Source organism: Streptomyces sp. NPDC003456 (assembly GCF_042878735.1).
In the GTDB taxonomy this organism is placed as follows: Bacteria; Actinomycetota; Actinomycetes; order Streptomycetales; family Streptomycetaceae; genus Streptomyces.
The window spans coordinates 180,446-196,242 of sequence record NZ_JBIAOK010000001.1 but is presented as its reverse complement, the minus strand read 5'-3'; the positions used below and the strand labels follow the sequence as shown (position 1 = coordinate 196,242).

At 73.3% G+C, this 15,797-nt stretch carries 17 protein-coding genes; 10 read left to right on the top strand and 7 right to left on the bottom strand.

Going from position 1 to position 15,797, the window contains the following annotated elements:
- Nucleotides 1-101 precede the first annotated feature (101 nt).
- From ACFYWG_RS00550 to ACFYWG_RS00535, 4 genes are all read left to right on the top strand, one after another.
- On the top strand, nucleotides 102-929 hold the full coding sequence (locus ACFYWG_RS00550; RefSeq protein ID WP_389198292.1) for a BTAD domain-containing putative transcriptional regulator: 828 nt from the start codon (nucleotides 102-104) through the stop codon (nucleotides 927-929).
- A gap of 103 nt (nucleotides 930-1,032) precedes the next feature.
- A complete protein-coding gene (locus ACFYWG_RS00545) occupies nucleotides 1,033-1,773 on the top strand; it encodes a phosphopantetheine-binding protein (RefSeq protein WP_389198290.1) in 741 nt (246 codons plus the stop codon).
- 13 nt (nucleotides 1,774-1,786) lie between these two features.
- Nucleotides 1,787-3,622, top strand: a complete 1,836-nt coding sequence (locus ACFYWG_RS00540) for a beta-ketoacyl synthase N-terminal-like domain-containing protein (RefSeq protein ID WP_389198288.1) — start codon at nucleotides 1,787-1,789, stop codon at nucleotides 3,620-3,622.
- Nucleotides 3,619-4,497: a 4'-phosphopantetheinyl transferase family protein gene (locus ACFYWG_RS00535; protein WP_389198286.1), complete on the top strand. Its 879-nt coding sequence runs from the start codon at nucleotides 3,619-3,621 to the stop codon at nucleotides 4,495-4,497. Before ACFYWG_RS00540 ends, ACFYWG_RS00535 begins: the two co-directional genes overlap by 4 nt.
- A gap of 48 nt (nucleotides 4,498-4,545) precedes the next feature.
- On the opposite strand, the gene ACFYWG_RS00530 is transcribed toward ACFYWG_RS00535, so the two are convergent.
- Together ACFYWG_RS00530 and fabG are read right to left on the bottom strand one after the other, a co-directional pair.
- Nucleotides 4,546-5,502 carry an aromatase/cyclase gene (locus tag ACFYWG_RS00530; RefSeq protein ID WP_389198284.1) on the bottom strand — a complete coding sequence of 319 codons (957 nt, stop codon included), beginning with the start codon at nucleotides 5,500-5,502 and terminating at the stop codon, nucleotides 4,546-4,548.
- A gap of 53 nt (nucleotides 5,503-5,555) precedes the next feature.
- A complete protein-coding gene (fabG, locus tag ACFYWG_RS00525; protein WP_389198282.1) occupies nucleotides 5,556-6,341 on the bottom strand; it encodes a 3-oxoacyl-ACP reductase FabG in 786 nt (261 codons plus the stop codon).
- A gap of 190 nt (nucleotides 6,342-6,531) precedes the next feature.
- Here fabG and ACFYWG_RS00520 point away from each other — a divergent pair, with 190 nt between their 5' ends.
- The 3 genes from ACFYWG_RS00520 to ACFYWG_RS00510 all read left to right on the top strand — a co-directional run bounded on the left by ACFYWG_RS00520 (nucleotide 6,532) and on the right by ACFYWG_RS00510 (nucleotide 8,965).
- A complete protein-coding gene (locus ACFYWG_RS00520) occupies nucleotides 6,532-6,981 on the top strand; it encodes a nuclear transport factor 2 family protein (RefSeq protein WP_389198280.1) in 450 nt (149 codons plus the stop codon).
- Between the two features lie 144 nt (nucleotides 6,982-7,125).
- A complete protein-coding gene (locus tag ACFYWG_RS00515) occupies nucleotides 7,126-8,202 on the top strand; it encodes a serine hydrolase domain-containing protein (RefSeq protein ID WP_389198278.1) in 1,077 nt (358 codons plus the stop codon).
- Nucleotides 8,203-8,209: 7 nt separating this feature from the next.
- Nucleotides 8,210-8,965, top strand: a complete 756-nt coding sequence (locus ACFYWG_RS00510) for an SDR family NAD(P)-dependent oxidoreductase (protein ID WP_389198276.1) — start codon at nucleotides 8,210-8,212, stop codon at nucleotides 8,963-8,965.
- A 189-nt stretch (nucleotides 8,966-9,154) separates the two neighbouring features.
- On the opposite strand, the gene ACFYWG_RS00505 is transcribed toward ACFYWG_RS00510, so the two are convergent.
- Nucleotides 9,155-10,021, bottom strand: coding sequence for a class I SAM-dependent methyltransferase (locus ACFYWG_RS00505; RefSeq protein WP_389198274.1), 867 nt, complete (start codon nucleotides 10,019-10,021; stop codon nucleotides 9,155-9,157).
- Between the two features lie 185 nt (nucleotides 10,022-10,206).
- Here ACFYWG_RS00505 and ACFYWG_RS00500 point away from each other — a divergent pair, with 185 nt between their 5' ends.
- From ACFYWG_RS00500 to ACFYWG_RS00490, 3 genes are read left to right on the top strand one after another with little or no spacing between them, the layout of a single operon-like run.
- Nucleotides 10,207-10,641 (top strand): SnoaL/DnrD family polyketide biosynthesis methyl ester cyclase, encoded by a 435-nt coding sequence (locus tag ACFYWG_RS00500; protein WP_389198272.1) that lies wholly within the window; start codon nucleotides 10,207-10,209, stop codon nucleotides 10,639-10,641.
- Between the two features lie 3 nt (nucleotides 10,642-10,644).
- Nucleotides 10,645-11,484 carry an SDR family oxidoreductase gene (locus ACFYWG_RS00495; RefSeq protein WP_389198270.1) on the top strand — a complete coding sequence of 280 codons (840 nt, stop codon included), beginning with the start codon at nucleotides 10,645-10,647 and terminating at the stop codon, nucleotides 11,482-11,484.
- A 14-nt stretch (nucleotides 11,485-11,498) separates the two neighbouring features.
- Nucleotides 11,499-12,377 carry an NmrA/HSCARG family protein gene (locus ACFYWG_RS00490; RefSeq protein ID WP_389198268.1) on the top strand — a complete coding sequence of 293 codons (879 nt, stop codon included), beginning with the start codon at nucleotides 11,499-11,501 and terminating at the stop codon, nucleotides 12,375-12,377.
- A 72-nt stretch (nucleotides 12,378-12,449) separates the two neighbouring features.
- Here the strand turns inward: ACFYWG_RS00490 and ACFYWG_RS00485 are convergent, their stop codons facing one another.
- The 4 genes from ACFYWG_RS00485 to ACFYWG_RS00470 form a co-directional block, all read right to left on the bottom strand.
- A complete protein-coding gene (locus tag ACFYWG_RS00485) occupies nucleotides 12,450-13,367 on the bottom strand; it encodes an MBL fold metallo-hydrolase (RefSeq protein WP_389198266.1) in 918 nt (305 codons plus the stop codon).
- Nucleotides 13,364-13,807, bottom strand: a complete 444-nt coding sequence (locus ACFYWG_RS00480; protein WP_389198263.1) for an ester cyclase — start codon at nucleotides 13,805-13,807, stop codon at nucleotides 13,364-13,366. The genes ACFYWG_RS00485 and ACFYWG_RS00480 overlap by 4 nt, the downstream gene beginning before the upstream one ends.
- Nucleotides 13,808-13,883: 76 nt before the next feature.
- The gene (locus tag ACFYWG_RS00475; RefSeq protein WP_389198261.1) at nucleotides 13,884-14,921 is read right to left on the bottom strand and encodes an alcohol dehydrogenase catalytic domain-containing protein; all 1,038 of its coding nucleotides are present in this window, start codon (nucleotides 14,919-14,921) and stop codon (nucleotides 13,884-13,886) included.
- A complete protein-coding gene (locus ACFYWG_RS00470) occupies nucleotides 14,918-15,778 on the bottom strand; it encodes an NAD(P)H-binding protein (protein WP_389198259.1) in 861 nt (286 codons plus the stop codon). The genes ACFYWG_RS00475 and ACFYWG_RS00470 overlap by 4 nt, the downstream gene beginning before the upstream one ends.
- Between the last annotated feature and the right edge of the window lie 19 nt (nucleotides 15,779-15,797).

The following is a 15,797-nucleotide window of genomic DNA, read 5'->3' as shown; positions in this document are numbered from 1 at the left end:
GACTGTGGGGAAAAAACAGCGCGGATGGTTTGGTATTGACAAACCGCCCGTCCTGTTTTTTACTTGAGGCCAAGCCGGTAGCGAGGGCAGGGGGAGACGCCATGGACATCGCCGTACTGGGCGCACTGGACGTCAGGGAGAACGGGGTTTCGGTGACCCCGACGGCACCGAAGCCGCGTCAGGTGCTGGCACTGCTCGCCCTGCACGCGGACCAGATGGTTCCCGTCGCCACGCTGACCGAGGAGCTCTGGGGGCAGAAGCCGCCACGCAGCGCGCGCACCACCCTCCAGACCTACGTGCTCCAGCTCCGGGAGCTCATCTCGGCGGCCATCGAGCGCGATCCGCAGGACGCCCCGGCGCGCACCGCCAAGGACGTGCTCGTCACCTCGCCGGGCGGCTACCTGCTCAACACCTCGCACGGCGCCAGCGACGTACGGGAGTTCGAGCGGCTGGCCGGTACGGGGTACCGCGCCATGGACGCCGGCGACTTCGCGGGCGCGGCCCGGCAGCTGCGGGACGCCCTCTCCCTGTGGACCGGCTCCGCCCTCGCCGACGTGCACACCGGCGCGCAGCTCGACATGGAGACCCGGAGGCTGGAGGAGACCCGACTGTGCGCGCTCGACCAGCGCATCGAGGCCGACCTGCGGCTCGGCCGGCACCGCGAGCTGCTCGGTGAACTGACCGTCCTGGTCAGCCGCTACCGCACCCACGAGACCCTGCACGGCCAGTTCATGCTGGCGCTGCACCGCTCCGGCCGCCGCAGTGAGGCCCTCGACGTCTACCAGCGGCTGCGCACCGCCCTCGTCCGGGAACTGGGCCTGGAGCCCTCCGCCGGGCTGCGCCGGATGCAGCGGTCCATCCTGGTCTCCGGGCCCGAGGCCCTCGGCGCGCCCGCCGGGAACAACGAGCGTCTCACCCGCATCGGCTGACGAACCATCAGCCACGGGGGTGCGTGCCGTCCGCCCGCCCCCTTCCGCACGTCTCTGCGTCCGTCGCCGGACGGCAGGGACGGACCCTCACCGGAGTCCCCTCATGCTTCCCGACCGCCCCTCGCTCACCACGGCGGCATCCACCGCGCCGCCCGCCGACCTGCTGACCGATCTCGTGGCCGTGCTCGCCGCCGTGCTGCGGCTGAAGCCGGAGAAGATCGACCCCGAGCGGACGTTCCGCTCGCTGGGGCTCGACTCCCTGCTGACCGTCGAGTTCGTCGCCACCGTCAACGCCCGCCACGCGACGGCGGTCCGGGCCGACGCCCTCTTCGACCACCCCACGCCCCTGGCTTTCGCCCGGCACGTGGCGCGGGAGCGGGGCCCGCGCAGCGGGACACCGGTCGGCCTGTGGGCACCCCGTGCGCCGGAGTCCCCGCGCGCACCGGTGTCCGCCCGCGCGCTCACCGCGCCCGCCGTTCTCGACGTGCTGTGCGAGGAACTCGCCCGCATCGTGTGCTGCGACCCGTGGGACATCGACACCACGGCCGCCTTCCACCTCCTCGGAGTGGACTCCATCCTGGGCGCGGAGTTCGTGGCCGCGATCAACGGCGTCTACGGCCTGCGCGAGCGGCCCGCCGCGCTCCACGACCACGCCAGCCTCGAGGCGATGGCAGCCCACATCGCGGCCACCGCCGTACCGACCGCACCCCCCGCCGCCCCGGTGCAGGCCCCGCCTCCCGGCCCGCCGGCCCGGCCGGCCGACCTCGGTGCCCTCCTCGACGCGCTGCGCGACGACCGGATCTCCGTCGACGAGGCGCTCGGCCTGCTGCCCCCGCACAGCTGAACGGCCGGAGACGATGGACGAACGCGAGATACTCACCCGGTTCAAGGCCGGAAGCCTCGATCGCGAGACGGCCACCCGCCTGTTGACACGGCAGGTGCGGCCCCCGCAGGCCGCGGCGCCCACCGCACCGGACCCCGCGCCCCTGCCCACCGCCCGGGCCGCCTCCGGGCCCGCGTCCGAGCCTGCCTTTGGGCCCGCACCCGCGGACTGCGTCGGCACCCCCGAGGGGGACGACGGCTACGCCGTCATCGGCCTCGCCGGGCGCTACCCCCTGGCACCCGACCTGGACGCCCACTGGGACAACCTCCGCGAGGGCCGCGACACCTCCTCCTCGGAACCGCCCGCCGACCGGCCCGGCGCCTCGCCGCTCGCCCCGGGGCAGCGCGGGCACTTCCTGGACGGTGTCGCCGAGTTCGACGCGGAGTTCTTCGGACTCGCCCCCGCCGAGGGCGCCCTGATGGACCCGCAGGAGCGGCTGTTCCTCGAGACCGCCTGGGAAGCGCTGGAGGACGCCGGCTGCACCGGGACCCGGCTCGACGCCCTGGCCGGCCCGGACGGCACACCCCGTGCGGTCGGCGTCTTCGTCGGCGCCGGCGCCTGCGACTACGCCCTGCTCGCCGCCGAGACGTTCGGCCGGGGCGGGCCCGCGATGCCGAGGAGCGGGCACTGGAGCCTGCCCGGCAGACTGGCCGCGATCCTCGACCTGAGCGGCCCCGGCCAGGCCGTCGACACCGCCGAGTGCTCGGCCCTCACCGCGCTGCACCTCGCCGTCGAGGCACTGCGCCGCGGCGAGTGCGCCGCCGCCGTCGTCGGCGGCGTCGAGCTGCTGCTGCACCCCTCCCGGGCGCGCCCCGCGGCCGGGGAAGGGGCGGGCGTACTGATCGTCAAACCGCTGCGCCGGGCCCGCGCGGACGGGGACCGGGTGCACGCCGTCATCCGGGCCACCTCGGCCGGCTTCACCCCGCGGCGCCCGGTCGCGGACGCACCCGCCGCGGGCCTGCACGAGACCCGGGAGGCGACCGTGCGCCGCATCGGCGACGCCGGGGCGGCCACCGGGGTCGCGGCGCTCACCGCCGCCGTGCTCCAGCTCGGGCAGGGCTGCCTCGCGCCCGCGCGCGACGGGGCGGTCGCCGAGCCGTGGCCCCGCCCGCGCGACGCACAGGGGTGCGAACGGCCCCGTACCGCGACGGTCGAGGTGTCCGGCGGCGGCTTCACCGCTCGCGCCGTCGTCGAGGAGGACGTCGCGCCCCGCCCGCCACTCGCGGCAGCGGGCGGCGACGCCCTCGAGCGCGATCCCGCGAGCGACCGCGAGGAACTGGTCCTGCTGTCGGCCCCCACCCCCGACCACCTCGCCGCCACCGCCACTCGGCTGGCCGACCGGCTCTCCCGCGGCGCGGGAACCGGCCGGGCCGGCGACGGGAGCGAGCCGGTGCTCGCCGACGTGGCCCGGGCCCTGCGCACCGGCCGAGCCGTCCTGCCTTGCAGGATCGCGCTGCTCGTCACCGACCTGCCCCGGCTGGAGGCCGCGTTGCGCCGGTTCTCGGCAACGCGGGCCGGCGGCGGTGACGTGCGGTACGCCGACCTGCGCGGGCGCGGTGCCGATCCGCTGGCCCTGGGCGCCGTGCCGGAGACCCGCGACTACCTGGCCGCGCTGTGGCGCGGTGGACGTCTCCAACAGCTCACCCGGCTGTGGCTGTCCGGGCTCGACGTCGACTGGGCCGCGCTGGAGCCCCGGCCGGCCGGGGGAGCGGTGGCGTCCTTGCCGCCGTCCGCGTTCCTGCGCCGGCCGCTGTGGCTGGACCCGGTGCCCCCCGTGAGCGCCCCGGGCGAACCGGGACGGGCCGGATGACCGGTCAGGCCCCGCCGCGGTACCCCCGGGACCTGCCGGAGCCGGTGAAGCTGTGGTTCTGCCCCAACGACGAGCTCGCCCCGGGCATCGCCGCGACCCTGGCCGCGCACTGGCTGGACGAGCACGAGCGGGAGATCGCGGGCCGGTTCCTCTTCGAGCGCGACCGGCGCCAGTACCTCGTCGCGCACGCACTCGTGCGGCGGGTGCTGGCACTGGAGAGCGGGGTGCCGGAGGCGGAGGCGGTGATCTGGCGTTCCTCGCGCGGCAGGCCGTTCCTGCAGAAACCGCCCCTGGGGCTGCCACGCGGCGGTCGGGAACTGGACTTCAACCTCTCGCACTCCAACGGCCACAACCTTCTCGGCGTGGTGCGCCGGCACCGGATCGGGGTGGACGTGGAGCGACTCGACCGCGGCGACCAGGGCTTCGACGCCATCGTGGCGTCCTTCGCCGAGGACGAGCAGCGGTGGGTGGCCCGGGCCGCGCCGGGCCGGGCCCGGGACCGCCGGGTGCTGCGGCTGTGGACGCTGAAGGAGGCCTACTCCAAGGCGCGGGGGCTGGGCCTCGGCCTGCCCTTCGACTCGTTCTCCTTCAGCCTGGCCGACGACCGCGGCGTGACCGCCTTCCGGCCGCCCGGGGACGACGGTGAGCTGCGGTGGCGCTTCCTGGAACTGGAACCGGTGCCCGATGTCCTGGCCGCGGTGGCCGTGCTGGCCGACTCCGACCCCGACACCGACGCCTCGCCCGTGCTGCACCTGCACCACGGGTTCCCCTGGGGCCGGGCCGCTCCGAGGCTGCTGCCCCTGCCGGTGCCCGCCCGGCGGTTCGACGACGCGCCGGCCGGGCGACCGCGTCTGCCGCAGGCCTCACCGGGGTGACGGGGTGACCGGCGCACCGAGCGGGCCCCCCGGGTGGACACCGCCCGGTCACACGACCGGCAGAGCCGATTCCGCGTGCTGCTTGGCCAGGTTGAGGGTGGCGGTGGAGTTGCGGCCGAGCGCCTGGCGTACGTAGCGGCGGGCCTGCTCCACGGTGGCGTCCTCGCCCAGGACGGGCTTGATCGCCTCTTCCCGCAGGATGACGCTGTGCTGGGAGGTGACCGTGACACCCGACCCGTCCGGCACGACGGTCCAGCGGCCCGTGTGGGCCTGCATCAGCGCCGGCGTGGCGGTCTGCTTGTAGACGATGCGGCCCTCCTCGGGGAAGCAGACGCGAATGGACTCGGTGGTGTGGGTGGCCCCGTCCGCGGTGCGGGTGTCCATGGCCATGACCTGCACGCCGGGAGTGTCCTCGGTCAGGTCCAGCCGGACGACGTGCGGGACGAGCCGGGGCCAGTCCGCGACCCGGTAGAGGAAGTCGTAGACCGGTTCGGCCGGGGCCTCGACCCGCACACTGTCCTCGAAGGACAGCACGAGCTGATCGAGCCGGGCCCACTGCTCCGCCAGGTCCTTGATGCGGCCCAGCTCGGCCCGGCTGTTGGTGTCCGTCGCCCGAGTGGCCCACTCGACGTGCTCGCTGCGGTTGCCGTCCACCGTGAAGTCGTGCAGCAGAACCAGCCGGCACGCGTTCTCCGCCCGCTGTTCGACGATCCACGCGCCGCCCATACCCGTCAGCGGGGCGGCCGGGACCTCCTGGCGGAAGTCGATACGCCGCCCGGCCGGGTCCAGCCGGCGGCGCGAGGTCCAGGACTTGACCTGGCCGTTGGCGGTCGCCCACATGCGCAGCCGCTCGTTCGTGCCGTCGAACTCCAGCCGTTCCACATGCACGTTCGGCGGGAAGAACAGCGGCCACTGCACCGTGTCCGAGATCAACCCGTGGACGACCGCCGCGGGCGCGGCGATCTCCACGTCGTGCGATGTGCGGTGCACCTGTTCAGCCGACACCTCAAGTGTCCCTTCTCTGGTGGTGGCCCGTACCCGGGACGATGGACCCGCGGTCAGAAGTTGCCGAGTCCGCCGCAGACGTTGAGGGCCTGCGCGGTGATGGAGGCGGCGGTCTCGGAGGCGAGGTAGCCGACGAGTCCGGCGACCTCCTGGGGGGTGGAGTAGCGGCCGAGGGGGATCTTCGCCTCGAACTGCTCCTGGACCTGCTCCTCGGTGGTCTCCCAGGCGGCGGCGTAGCCCTGGCGCACCCGCTGGGCCATGGGCGTCTCGACGTAGCCGGGGCAGACGGCGTTGACGGTGATCCCGGCCGGGGCCAGCTCCTTGCCGAGGGCCTTGGTGAAGCCGACGACGCCGTGCTTGGAGGCGCTGTAGGGGGCGCCGAGCAGGACTCCCTGCTTGCCGGCGGTGGAGGCGATGCTGATGACGCGGCCGTGCGGGGCACCGGTCAGGCCGCCGTTGTTGAGGACCTCGCGGGTGACGAGGAAGACGCTGGTGAGGTTGGTGTCGATGACGTCGTGCCACAGCTCGTCCGTGAGGCCGGCGGTCGGGCCGCCGCCGCTGCGGCCGGCGTTGTTGACCAGGACGCTGATGGGGCCGTAGGTCTCGACGGCGGCGGCGACCAGCTGGGCGACCGAGTCGCGGGAGCGGACGTCCGCGGCGATGCCGTCGACCTCCAGACCCTCCTCGCGCAGGTCCTGGACCGTCTGCTTGACCTGCTGCTCGTTCCTGGAGCACAGGAAGACACGGTGGCCGCGCCGGCCCAGCTCCCGGACCACCTCCAGGCCGATCCCGCTCGTCCCGCCCGTAACGAGGGCGACGGGCTTCGTCGTTGTCGTCATCGGTTTCCTTCCAGTCGCCGTGGTGACTTCGACCGTGTCCCGTGCCGCTAGAGGTCGGACGGAAGGCCGCTCGATCCCGCTCCGGACGCCGCCGCGGGCCGCGCCGACGGCGGTTCGAGGCGTTCTCCAATCGCGTGCGACCAGGTCCGTGCAGGGTGACGGGCGGCCGCATCGACCGAACGGAGACGCCATGACGATCGCACCCGAGCTCGGGCAGACCACCACGTGGTCCGCCCTGTTGCACGCGGAGGTCCAGCAGTTCTACGCGCACCAGATGCAGCTGCTCGATCTCGGCGAGGCCGAGCAGTGGGCGCACACGTTCACCGAGGACGCGACGTTCGCGGTGCCCACCCTGCCCGAGCCGGTGCGCGGCCGGGCCGGGCTCGTCGCGGCGACCACCCGGGCCGCGGCCGAGCTCGCCGCGGCCGGGCAGCGCCACCGCCACTTCATCGGCATGCTCGACGTCCGGCCGCGAAGCGACGGGGCCGTCGCCGTCCGCTCCTACGCGATCGTGTACGCCTCGCAGGTCGGGGGCGAGTCCCGGGTGCACCGCGTGTGCGTGTGCGACGACGTCCTGCTGCGCCAGGACGGTGAGCTGCGGGTGTCCGCCCGCACGGTCACGCGCGACGACCTCGCCTGAGCGCGACTCCACCGCCGCCCGGCCGCCTCTCCACCCGGGCGGGTCAGCCTCTGCCCATCCGTACGCGGGGACGGGCGCGACACCGCCGCACCTCCCCGCACACCGCCGCACCAACCGACTGCCATCCCATGGGGGTTTCCCGACATGACGCAGACGACGATCGCCCGACCGGGGGTCTCGGCTCTCCAGCAGGCCGTCCAGGGCGCCGCTGACCGGCTCGTCGCGGCCGGGGCCGCAGGCGTCCAGTTCCGGGTCGCCCGGGGGGAGGAGTCCTTCGTGGTGACGTCCGGCATCGCGGAACTGGGCACCGACCGCCCCGTCCCGCCCGACGGCCGTTTCCGTATCTCCTGCATCACCAAGCCGTTCGTGGCCGTCGTGGTGCTGCAGCTGGCCGCCGAGGGCAGGATCGACCTCGACCGCAGTGTCGAGAGCTACCTGCCGGGCCTGCTGCCCGACGGCGAGAAGATCACCATCCGCAACCTGATGCAGCACACCAGCGGGCTGTACAACTACATGGACTCGTTCCAGAAGCCGGGCGACCGCTTCCTGCGTGACCGCTACAAGCACTACGAGCCCGAGGACCTGATCGCCATCGCGGCCGCCAAGCCGCTGGAGTTCGAGCCCGGCACCAAGTTCGCGTACTGCAACTCCAACTACTTCGTCATCGGCCTGCTCATCAAGAAGGTGACCGGCCGCTCGTACCGCGAGGAGATCACCGAGCGCGTCCTGGAGCCGCTGGGGCTCACGGAGACCGTGCTGCCGGGCGACGACCCGAACATCCCGGGGCCGCACGCCCGCGGTTACATGCAGATCGGCGGCGAGCCCGTCGACGTGACGCTCATGAACCCCTCCGAGGCCGGCTGCGCGGGCGAGATCATCTCCACCACCGCCGACCTGGACACCTTCTTCACCGCGCTGTTCAGCGGCAAGCTGCTGAACGAGCCGGAGTTCACCGAGATGACCACCCCGCTGCCGCCCGAGATGATCGAGAACCTGCCGATGGGCATCGGCTACGGCCTGGGCATCATGAAGCTCGAGAACGACGACGACCTCGACCTGTGGGGCCACGGTGCCGGCATCCCCGGCTACGCCACCTTCGCGGCCACCACCCGCGACCTGAGCGCCCGGGTGCAGCTGTCGTTCACGATCGGCGACAAGGACTTCGGTCCGGAGGCCGAGCAGGCCGTCATCCGCGGTGTCAACATCGCGCTGTGCTCGTGAGGCCGCGATGACGAACGCGGTGGAAAAGGCCGTCATCGTCACGGGCGGTGGCACGGGAATCGGTGCGGCGACCGCCCGGGCATTCGCCGAGAGCGGAGCGCATGTTCTCGTCGTCGGGCGCAGCGAGTCGACACTCAAGGAAAGCGCGGACGGACATGAGCGCATTCGTGTCCTGGCGGCGGACATTCACGACCAGGAGGCGCCGGAGCTGATCGTCACGACGGCGCTGCGGGAATTTGGTCGCCTCGATGTCCTGGTGAACAACGCGGCCGTCACCGGATTCGCCTCGCTGGACGGCCTCGACCGTGCGTCGGTCCGCGCCCAGCTCGGCACCAACCTGATCGCCCCGGTGTTCCTGACGCAGCGGGCGCTGGACGCGCTGGAGGCCACCGGCGGAGTCGTGGTCAACGTCAGCTCGGCGGGCTCGCTCGGCCGCAGGGCGTGGCCGGAGAACTCCGTGTACGGCATGGCCAAGGTCGCCCTCGACTTCCTCACCCGCACCTGGGCCGTGGAACTCGCCCCGCGCGGCATCCGGTCCGTCGGGATCGCGCCGGGCGTCGTCGACACCGGCGTCGGGGTGCGCGCGGGCATGCCGCCGGAGGCGTACGAGGCGTTCCTCGGGCAGATGGCGCAGCGGATTCCGGCAGGCAGGGTCGGCCGGCCGGAGGACATCGCCTGGTGGATCGTGCAGCTGACACGGCCGGAGGCCGCCTACGCCAACGGGACGGTCCTCGCCGTCGACGGGGCGCTGTCCGTGACGTGACACCGAGGCCGTCGGCGGGGACGAACGGCCCCGACGGACGACGGGGGCACCACCGCGCAACGCGGTGGTGCCCCCGTCGTCCGCGTGGGGCACGGCCCGGCGAGGGGCGCGCCCGACGCGTGCGGCCGGCCCGGTCCCGGCGCCGGGCGCCGGAGCCGGCGAGGTGCGTGCCGGCCTCGGCGTCCTCGACTAGCGGGCGACCTCGGCGGTGACGTAACGGACCGGGACGTCGATGTGCACCAGGCCGTCGTCGCCACGCAGGGCGTCCAGCGCCGGGACGAGGCGGGCCCGCAAGGAGGCCGCCTCGTCGGCCGGCAGATGCTGCCACAGCAGGCGCATGCCCTGCGTGTGCGACCAGTCGACCCACGCCTGCCCGGAGCGGGCCGTCATGTCCACCGGCTCGTCCACGACACGGACGTTCTCGAAACCGGCCGTGCGCAGCGCGGCCGTCAGGTCCGCCGGGTCCTCCAGCCAGGAGTGCAGCTGCCGGTGCAGCTGCTCCGGGTGCCAGGCGGGCGGCAGGTGACGCAGCAGGGACATCGGGATCAGGTCGGTGAACAGCGGCGGCAGGAAGGGGAAGGTGTCCCGGGTGAACACCGGGCTGGTGAAGGCGATGCGGCCGCCGTCGCGCAGCAGTCCCGCATAGCGGGCGAGCGCGGCCCGCGCGTCCGGCAGGAAGATCACGCTGTAGCTGCCGAGCACCAGGTCGAAGGAGCGGACGGGCAGATCCGGGTGCTCGCCGTCCATCACCCGCAGTTCGACGTTGCCGATGTCCTGCCGCGCCGCCTCGCCGGCGGCCTCCTCGATCATCGCCTCGGCGATGTCGATGCCGAGCGCACTGCCCTCCGGGCCCACCAGCCGCGCCGCCGGCAGCAGGGTGGCGCCCAGGCCGCAGCCGACGTCCAGAAGCCGCTGGCCGGGGCGCGGGGCGGCGAACTCCACCAGCCGCCCGCCCATCGGTGTGAAGAACTCCACCCCCAGCCGGTCGTAGGTCGCCGCGGCCCCGTTGAAGGCGGCGGTGACTTCGGTCTTGTAGGTCGCTGTGTCCGTGTCCATGCGCCCATGCTGAGGTTCCCGCCACGCACGCAGCTGGAGAATTCATCGAGAATCGGTGGACGGTGACCGCTCGTCCGCCTGGAGGGAAAAGGGAGCCGGAAATACTTCCCTTGCCCGGCCCGCGTGCGGCATTCAGAATCATGACAGTAGCCGCCGCCCTTGGGGGCCGCCGTGGAGGGGATTCGATGAGTAGTCAGATTGATTCCGTACGCCGGATGATCGAGGCATACAACACCGGAAATACCGAGGACGTCGCGGAGTACATTCATCCGGAATACCTCAACCCGGCGACGATGGAACACATGGACCTGCGCGGTCCCGATTCCTTCGCGATGGCCGTCAAATGGCTGCGTATGACGTTCTCCGAGGAGGCGCATCTGGAGGAGGTGCAGTTGGAGGAGCGCGGGGACTGGGTGCGGGCGAATCTCGTCCTGTACGGGCGCCACGTGGGGGACCTGGTCGGCATGGCGCCGACCGGTCGCCGCTTCTCCGGCGAGCAGATCCACCTCATCCGCTTCGTCGACGGCAAGATCCGCGATCACCGGGACTGGCCCGACTACCAGGGCACCTACCGCCAGCTCGGCTCGCCGTGGCCCGAGCCGCAGGGGTGGAGGGCCTGACCCATGATCCTCGTCACCGGAGCGACCGGGAAGGTCGGCCGCGAGGCCATCGAGCAACTCGTCGGCCTCGGCCTCGAGGTCAGGGCCCTGAGCCGCAAGCCCGAGGAGGCCGGGCTGCCCGAGGGGGTCGAGGTGGTGGCCGGCAGCCCGGCCGACCCCTGGTCCCTGAAGAGCGCCTTCGCCGGCGTCACCGCGGCGCTGGTGGTGCTCTCCGGCGACGTCGCGGGGGAGGCCCGCAACGTCGCCGAGGCCGCCGCCGAAGCGCAGGTCGAGCACATCGTGTTCCTGTCGTCGGCCGGTGTCCTGCACCCGCTGCCCCACGGCATCGCCGAGGAACACCGGGCGGGGGAGGAGGCGATCACCGCGTCCGGTGCCGCCACCACCTTCCTGCGACCCGGCCCCTTCCACGCCAACACCTCGTGGTGGATCAGGACCGTCCGCGAGAGCGACTCGGTGCGCTGCTGGATCGGCAACAACCCCGGCGCGCCCATCGACGAGTACGACATCGCCTCCTGCGCCGTCGCCGCCCTCACGCGGGACGGCCACCGCGGCAAGGCCTACCTCCTGACCGGCGGCGAGGTCCTCACCTCCGAGGAGCAGGCCCGCATCCTCGGTGACGTCCTCGGCCGGGAACTGAGCTTCTCCGTCGCGCCGCAGGAGGAGGTCGTGAACGTCTTCGCGGGCATCACCGGCGACCGCCCGGCGGCCGTCACCAACGTGGCCGCGCTGCACAGCCCCGAGGTGCCCTGGGCCACGCCCACCACGGCCGTGAAGGACCTCACCGGCCGCGACCCCCGTCCCTACCGGGCCTGGGCGGCTGCCAACGCCGCGCTGTTCGGCTGAGAAAGGCGTACGACATGACGACGACCGACGGGAACGGCCCGATCCTGGTGATCGGGGCGACCGGTCTGCAGGGCGGCGCCACCGCGCGGGAACTGCTGCGGCGCGGCCGGGACACGGCCGCGCTGGTGCGCGACCCGCAGTCGCAGGGGGCCCGTGCGCTCGCCGCGCTCGGCGCGCGGCTGATCACCGGGGACTTGAACGACGAGGCGTCGCTGCGGGCGGCCATGCAGGGGGTGCACGGGGTCTTCTCCGTGCAGAACTTCATGACGCCGCTCGGCCTGGGCGGCGAGGTCCGGCAGGGCCGGGCGGTGGCCCGGGCGGCGAAGGCCGCCGGGGTCGCCCACGTCGTGTACAGCTCGGTGGGCGGGGCCGAACGGCACAGCGGCGTCCCGCACTTCGACTCCAAGCGGCACATCGAGCGGTACCTGAAGGAACTGGGCGTGCCGACGACGGTGCTGCGCCCGGCGTTCTTCATGGACAACTTCGCCGCCCACGGCCCGCAGAACGTCGAGGGGACGCTGGTGGTGCGGCTGGCCCTGAAGCCGGACACGCGGGTGCAGTTCATCGCCGTGGACGACATCGGCTACTTCGCGGCACAGGCTTTCGACCGGCCGCAGGAGTACCTGGGCCGGGCGGTCGAGCTGGCGGGCGACGAGCTGACGGCCGCGGAGGTCGCCGGGGCGTTCGCGGCCCGCAGCGGGCTGCCGGCCAGGTTCGAGGAGCTGCCGCTCGACGCGGTGGCGGCCGACCCGTACATCCCCAACGCCCCCGAGATCGCCCTGATGTTCGAGTGGTTCCAGGAGCACGGCTACCGCGCGGACATCGCCGCGCTGCGTGCCGAGCACCCGGGGCTGCAGACGTTCGCGACGTTCCTGAAGAGCATCGACGTGTGACCGTCCGACCCCCCACGGGTGAGGGGCGGAAACCGCTGCGACAGCGGTTTCCGCCCCTCACCCGTGCGTCTCCTAGGCCCGGCAGACCGGCAGTCCGCCGTGGTACGCGGTCATCTCCCGGAACAGCGCCGGAACGTCCAGCGCCTGCCCCGGGGTGGCCCCCTGCTCCTCCGCGTAGGCCCGGTGCAGGTTCGGCACCAGCCGCTCGGCGTCCAGCAGGTCCGCGAAGGGGCCGGGGCCGGTGGCGCGGGCCAGCTCCAGCGGGGTCATCCCCTCGGCCACGCCCTGCCGTGCCAGCTCCCGCAGCCAGCGGAAGTAGGCCGCGTCGGCGTCGAGCGCCTCGGGGCCGCCGACCGGGCCGTGACCGGGCACGACCACCAGCGGCTCCAGCCGGCGCATGCGCTCCAGGGCGGCCAGGGAGCCGCTGACCGACCCCATCACGCAGAACGGCGTGACCCCGGACATCACCAGGTCACCGGTGAACAGCACCCGCTGCTCGGGCAGCCACACCACAGTGTCGCTGGTGGTGTGCGCGGCCGGGCCGAGATGCAGCAGCTCCACCCGCACACCGTCGGCGTGCAGGGTCAGGGAGTCGCGGAAGGTGACCTCGGGAAGCGCCAGTTCGATGTCGCCCCAGCACACGTCCGGCCACAGCGACGTCAGGTGCAGCCCCGCGGCGGCCATGTCGGAACGCGTGCGTTCGTGCGCGACGACCACGGCCTCCGGGAAGAGGTGGTTGCCGAACGTGTGGTCGCCGTGGAAGTGCGTGTTGACCAGTGTGCGCGGCGGCGTCGGCGTACGGCGCAGCACCTCGGCGCGCAGCCGCCGCGCCCGCGCCTCGGTCGCCGCGGTGTCGACGAGCACGCCGGCGCCCGCGTCACCGACGACCAGGCCCGCGTTGTTCAGGCACCAGCCGCCGTCAGGCTGCACGAAGGCGTACACCCCGTCGGCGACCTCGGCCGCTCCGGTCGTGGACGTGCCGGTGCTCACAGCACGTCCGCGGGGACGAACTCCAGCTCCTTGAGCATGGGCAGGTAGTTGAAGACGTCGTAGTGCTCGATGATCCGGCCCGCGTCGTCGAAGCGCAGCTCCTCCAGCATGAACCAGGTGACCTTCCGGCCCGTCGGGGCCTTGCCGAGGAACTCGCCCAGGTGGGTGGCCGTCACGGTGATGCGCAGGATCACGCGGTCGCCCTCGGAGACGGCACTGCGCACGTCCAGGTGGAGGTCGGGGAAGGCGGCCAGGCCGCCCCGCATCGCGCCGATCATCTGCTGGGTGTCGACCTCGCGGTCCTCGGAGAAGTGCCGGATGTCCGGGGACCAGTGCCTGATGATGCCGTCCAGCTCCCAGCGGTTCCAGGCGGCGGCGCAGTCGAGTGCGATCTCCTTGTTGCGCTCCTGGACGGACCGCTCGGTCAGCGTGGTGGACATGATGACTTCCTTCTTGGTGGTCGGGAGAGGATCCGCCCGGGCAGGAGGCGATCGGCGGGTTCCACGGGGGCAGGGGTCAGGGGACGAGGACGTGCTTGCCGACGGAGCTCCCGTCGAGCAGCTGCCGCAGGGCGACGGCCGCCCCGTCCAGCGGGTGCCGCTGCGCGATGCCCGGTTTCAGCACGCCCTCGGCCAGCAGCCCGTACAGCGTGTCCAGGGCGGCGTTGAAGGCGGGGCCCGGCTTGACGTAGTACATCGTCATCCGGCGACCGCCGGTCAGCCCCAGCAGGCGGGCCACGAAGCGCCGGCCCGTACGCAGCAGCGCCGGGACGTGCGGGCGGAACCACTGCCCCGGGCGGTATCCGGCGACGGACGAGTCGAAGGACACCAGCGTGCCTCCCTCGGCGAGCATCGCCCAGCCGTCGTCCAGGCCACGGCCGCCGATGTGGTCGAAGACCGCGCGCACGCCCCCCGGCGCCAGCCGGAGCACCGCCGACCGCAGGTCGGGGGCGCGGTAGTCGAGGGGCTCGGCGCCCAGCGCGCGCACCGCCGCGTGCTTGGCCGGCGACGCCGTGCCGATGACCCGCAGCCCCCGGTGCACCGCGAGCTGGGTGAGCAGCGAGCCCACGCCACCGCTCGCCCCGTGCACCAGGACGGTGTCGCCCGGCGCCAGGGCGGTCAGCCGGTCCAGCATCTGACAGGCGGTCACCCCGTTGGTGACCAGCGCGACGGCCTCGGCGGCGTCCAGTTCCTCGGGCACCGGTGCCAGGTGCGCGGCCGGTGTCTCCACGTACTGGGCCCAGGCCCCGTAGCGGGGCATGGCGGCGATGCGGTCGCCCACCCGCCAGCCGGTGACGCCCTCGCCGATCTCGGTGATCCGTCCCACCAGGTCGTAGCCGGGCACGAACGGGAAGCGCGGCGGGAAGGGGTGCAGGTGCCGGAGCATCTGCACCTCGGCGAAGGACACGCCCGCCGCCTCGACACGCACCACGACCTTGCCGCGGCCCGCGGAGGGGACCGCCTCGCGGACGGTGACCAACCGCTCCTCGGGCTCGCCGCTGCCCGTCATGCTGACCGTGGCACTGTCCAGCGCGGTGCCCGCTTCGGCGCTCACGCGGCCCGCTCCTCGGGTGCGGCCGCGAAGTCGCCGGCGTGGTCGACGGCCCACCGGGCGAAGGTCCGGGCGGGCACGCCCGTGACGCGCTCGACGGTGTCCACGACCGCGGGCGGGTGGACGAGGGCGTCGGCCAGATAGCCGAGCACCATCTCCACGACCGGCGCCGGCATCGCCCGGCCCATCAGCACCCGTGCCTCGTCGGCGGTGATCTCCTCGAACCCGATCTCCTGCCCCAGCGCCCGGGCGATCGCCCGAACCTGGTCGGCCTGGGTGATCGCCTCGGGGCCGGTCAGCACGTACGCCTGGCCCGTGTGACCGTCCTCCAGCAGCGCGGCCACCGCCACGGCGGCCACGTCCGCCTCGTGCACGAGGACGCGCGGGGCGTCGCCGTAGGGGGCGCGCACCACACCCTCGGTGCGGATCGCGTGCCCCCACTTCCACAGGACGTTCGTGGCGAACTCGTCGGGACGGACGAACGTCCAGGCGAGACCGGACTCCTCCACGGCCCGCTCCACGGCACGGTGGTACTCACCGCTGTGGTTGTCGCCGGACTCGTCCAGCACGGAGGAGGACGACAGGACGACGACACGGCGCACGCCGGCGTCCTTGGCCGCGGCGACGACCTCGCGGGCCGTCTCCGGGACCGGGAAGAGATAGAGACCGTCCACGCCGTGCAGCGCCGCGCGCAGCGTCTCGGGGCGGGTGAGGTCACCCTCGAAGACCTCGACGGCCTTCGGCAGGCCGGCGGTGGCCGGAGTGCGCGTCAGCGCGCGCACCGGAACACCCGCGGCCACGAGCCCCTCGACCACATGACGGCCGACCGATCCTGTTGCGCCTGTCACCAGAACTGTCACGCCTGCTCCACGAGTTCGT

Bases quoted from the DNA above. Each gene is read 5' to 3' on its own strand.
- ACFYWG_RS00480 (WP_389198263.1), bottom strand. From the start codon at position 13,807: ATGTCCACCACGCTGACCGAGCGGTCCGTCCAGGAGCGCAACAAGGAG.
- ACFYWG_RS00490 (WP_389198268.1), top strand. From the start codon at position 11,499: ATGACGACGACCGACGGGAACGGCCCGATCCTGGTGATCGGGGCGACC.
- ACFYWG_RS00540 (WP_389198288.1), top strand. From the start codon at position 1,787: ATGGACGAACGCGAGATACTCACCCGGTTCAAGGCCGGAAGCCTCGAT.
- ACFYWG_RS00495 (WP_389198270.1), top strand. From the start codon at position 10,645: ATGATCCTCGTCACCGGAGCGACCGGGAAGGTCGGCCGCGAGGCCATC.
- ACFYWG_RS00515 (WP_389198278.1), top strand. From the start codon at position 7,126: ATGACGCAGACGACGATCGCCCGACCGGGGGTCTCGGCTCTCCAGCAG.
- ACFYWG_RS00505 (WP_389198274.1), bottom strand. From the start codon at position 10,021: ATGGACACGGACACAGCGACCTACAAGACCGAAGTCACCGCCGCCTTC.
- ACFYWG_RS00510 (WP_389198276.1), top strand. From the start codon at position 8,210: ATGACGAACGCGGTGGAAAAGGCCGTCATCGTCACGGGCGGTGGCACG.
- ACFYWG_RS00520 (WP_389198280.1), top strand. From the start codon at position 6,532: ATGACGATCGCACCCGAGCTCGGGCAGACCACCACGTGGTCCGCCCTG.
- ACFYWG_RS00500 (WP_389198272.1), top strand. From the start codon at position 10,207: ATGAGTAGTCAGATTGATTCCGTACGCCGGATGATCGAGGCATACAAC.
- ACFYWG_RS00550 (WP_389198292.1), top strand. From the start codon at position 102: ATGGACATCGCCGTACTGGGCGCACTGGACGTCAGGGAGAACGGGGTT.
- ACFYWG_RS00535 (WP_389198286.1), top strand. From the start codon at position 3,619: ATGACCGGTCAGGCCCCGCCGCGGTACCCCCGGGACCTGCCGGAGCCG.
- fabG (WP_389198282.1), bottom strand. From the start codon at position 6,341: ATGACGACAACGACGAAGCCCGTCGCCCTCGTTACGGGCGGGACGAGC.
- ACFYWG_RS00545 (WP_389198290.1), top strand. From the start codon at position 1,033: ATGCTTCCCGACCGCCCCTCGCTCACCACGGCGGCATCCACCGCGCCG.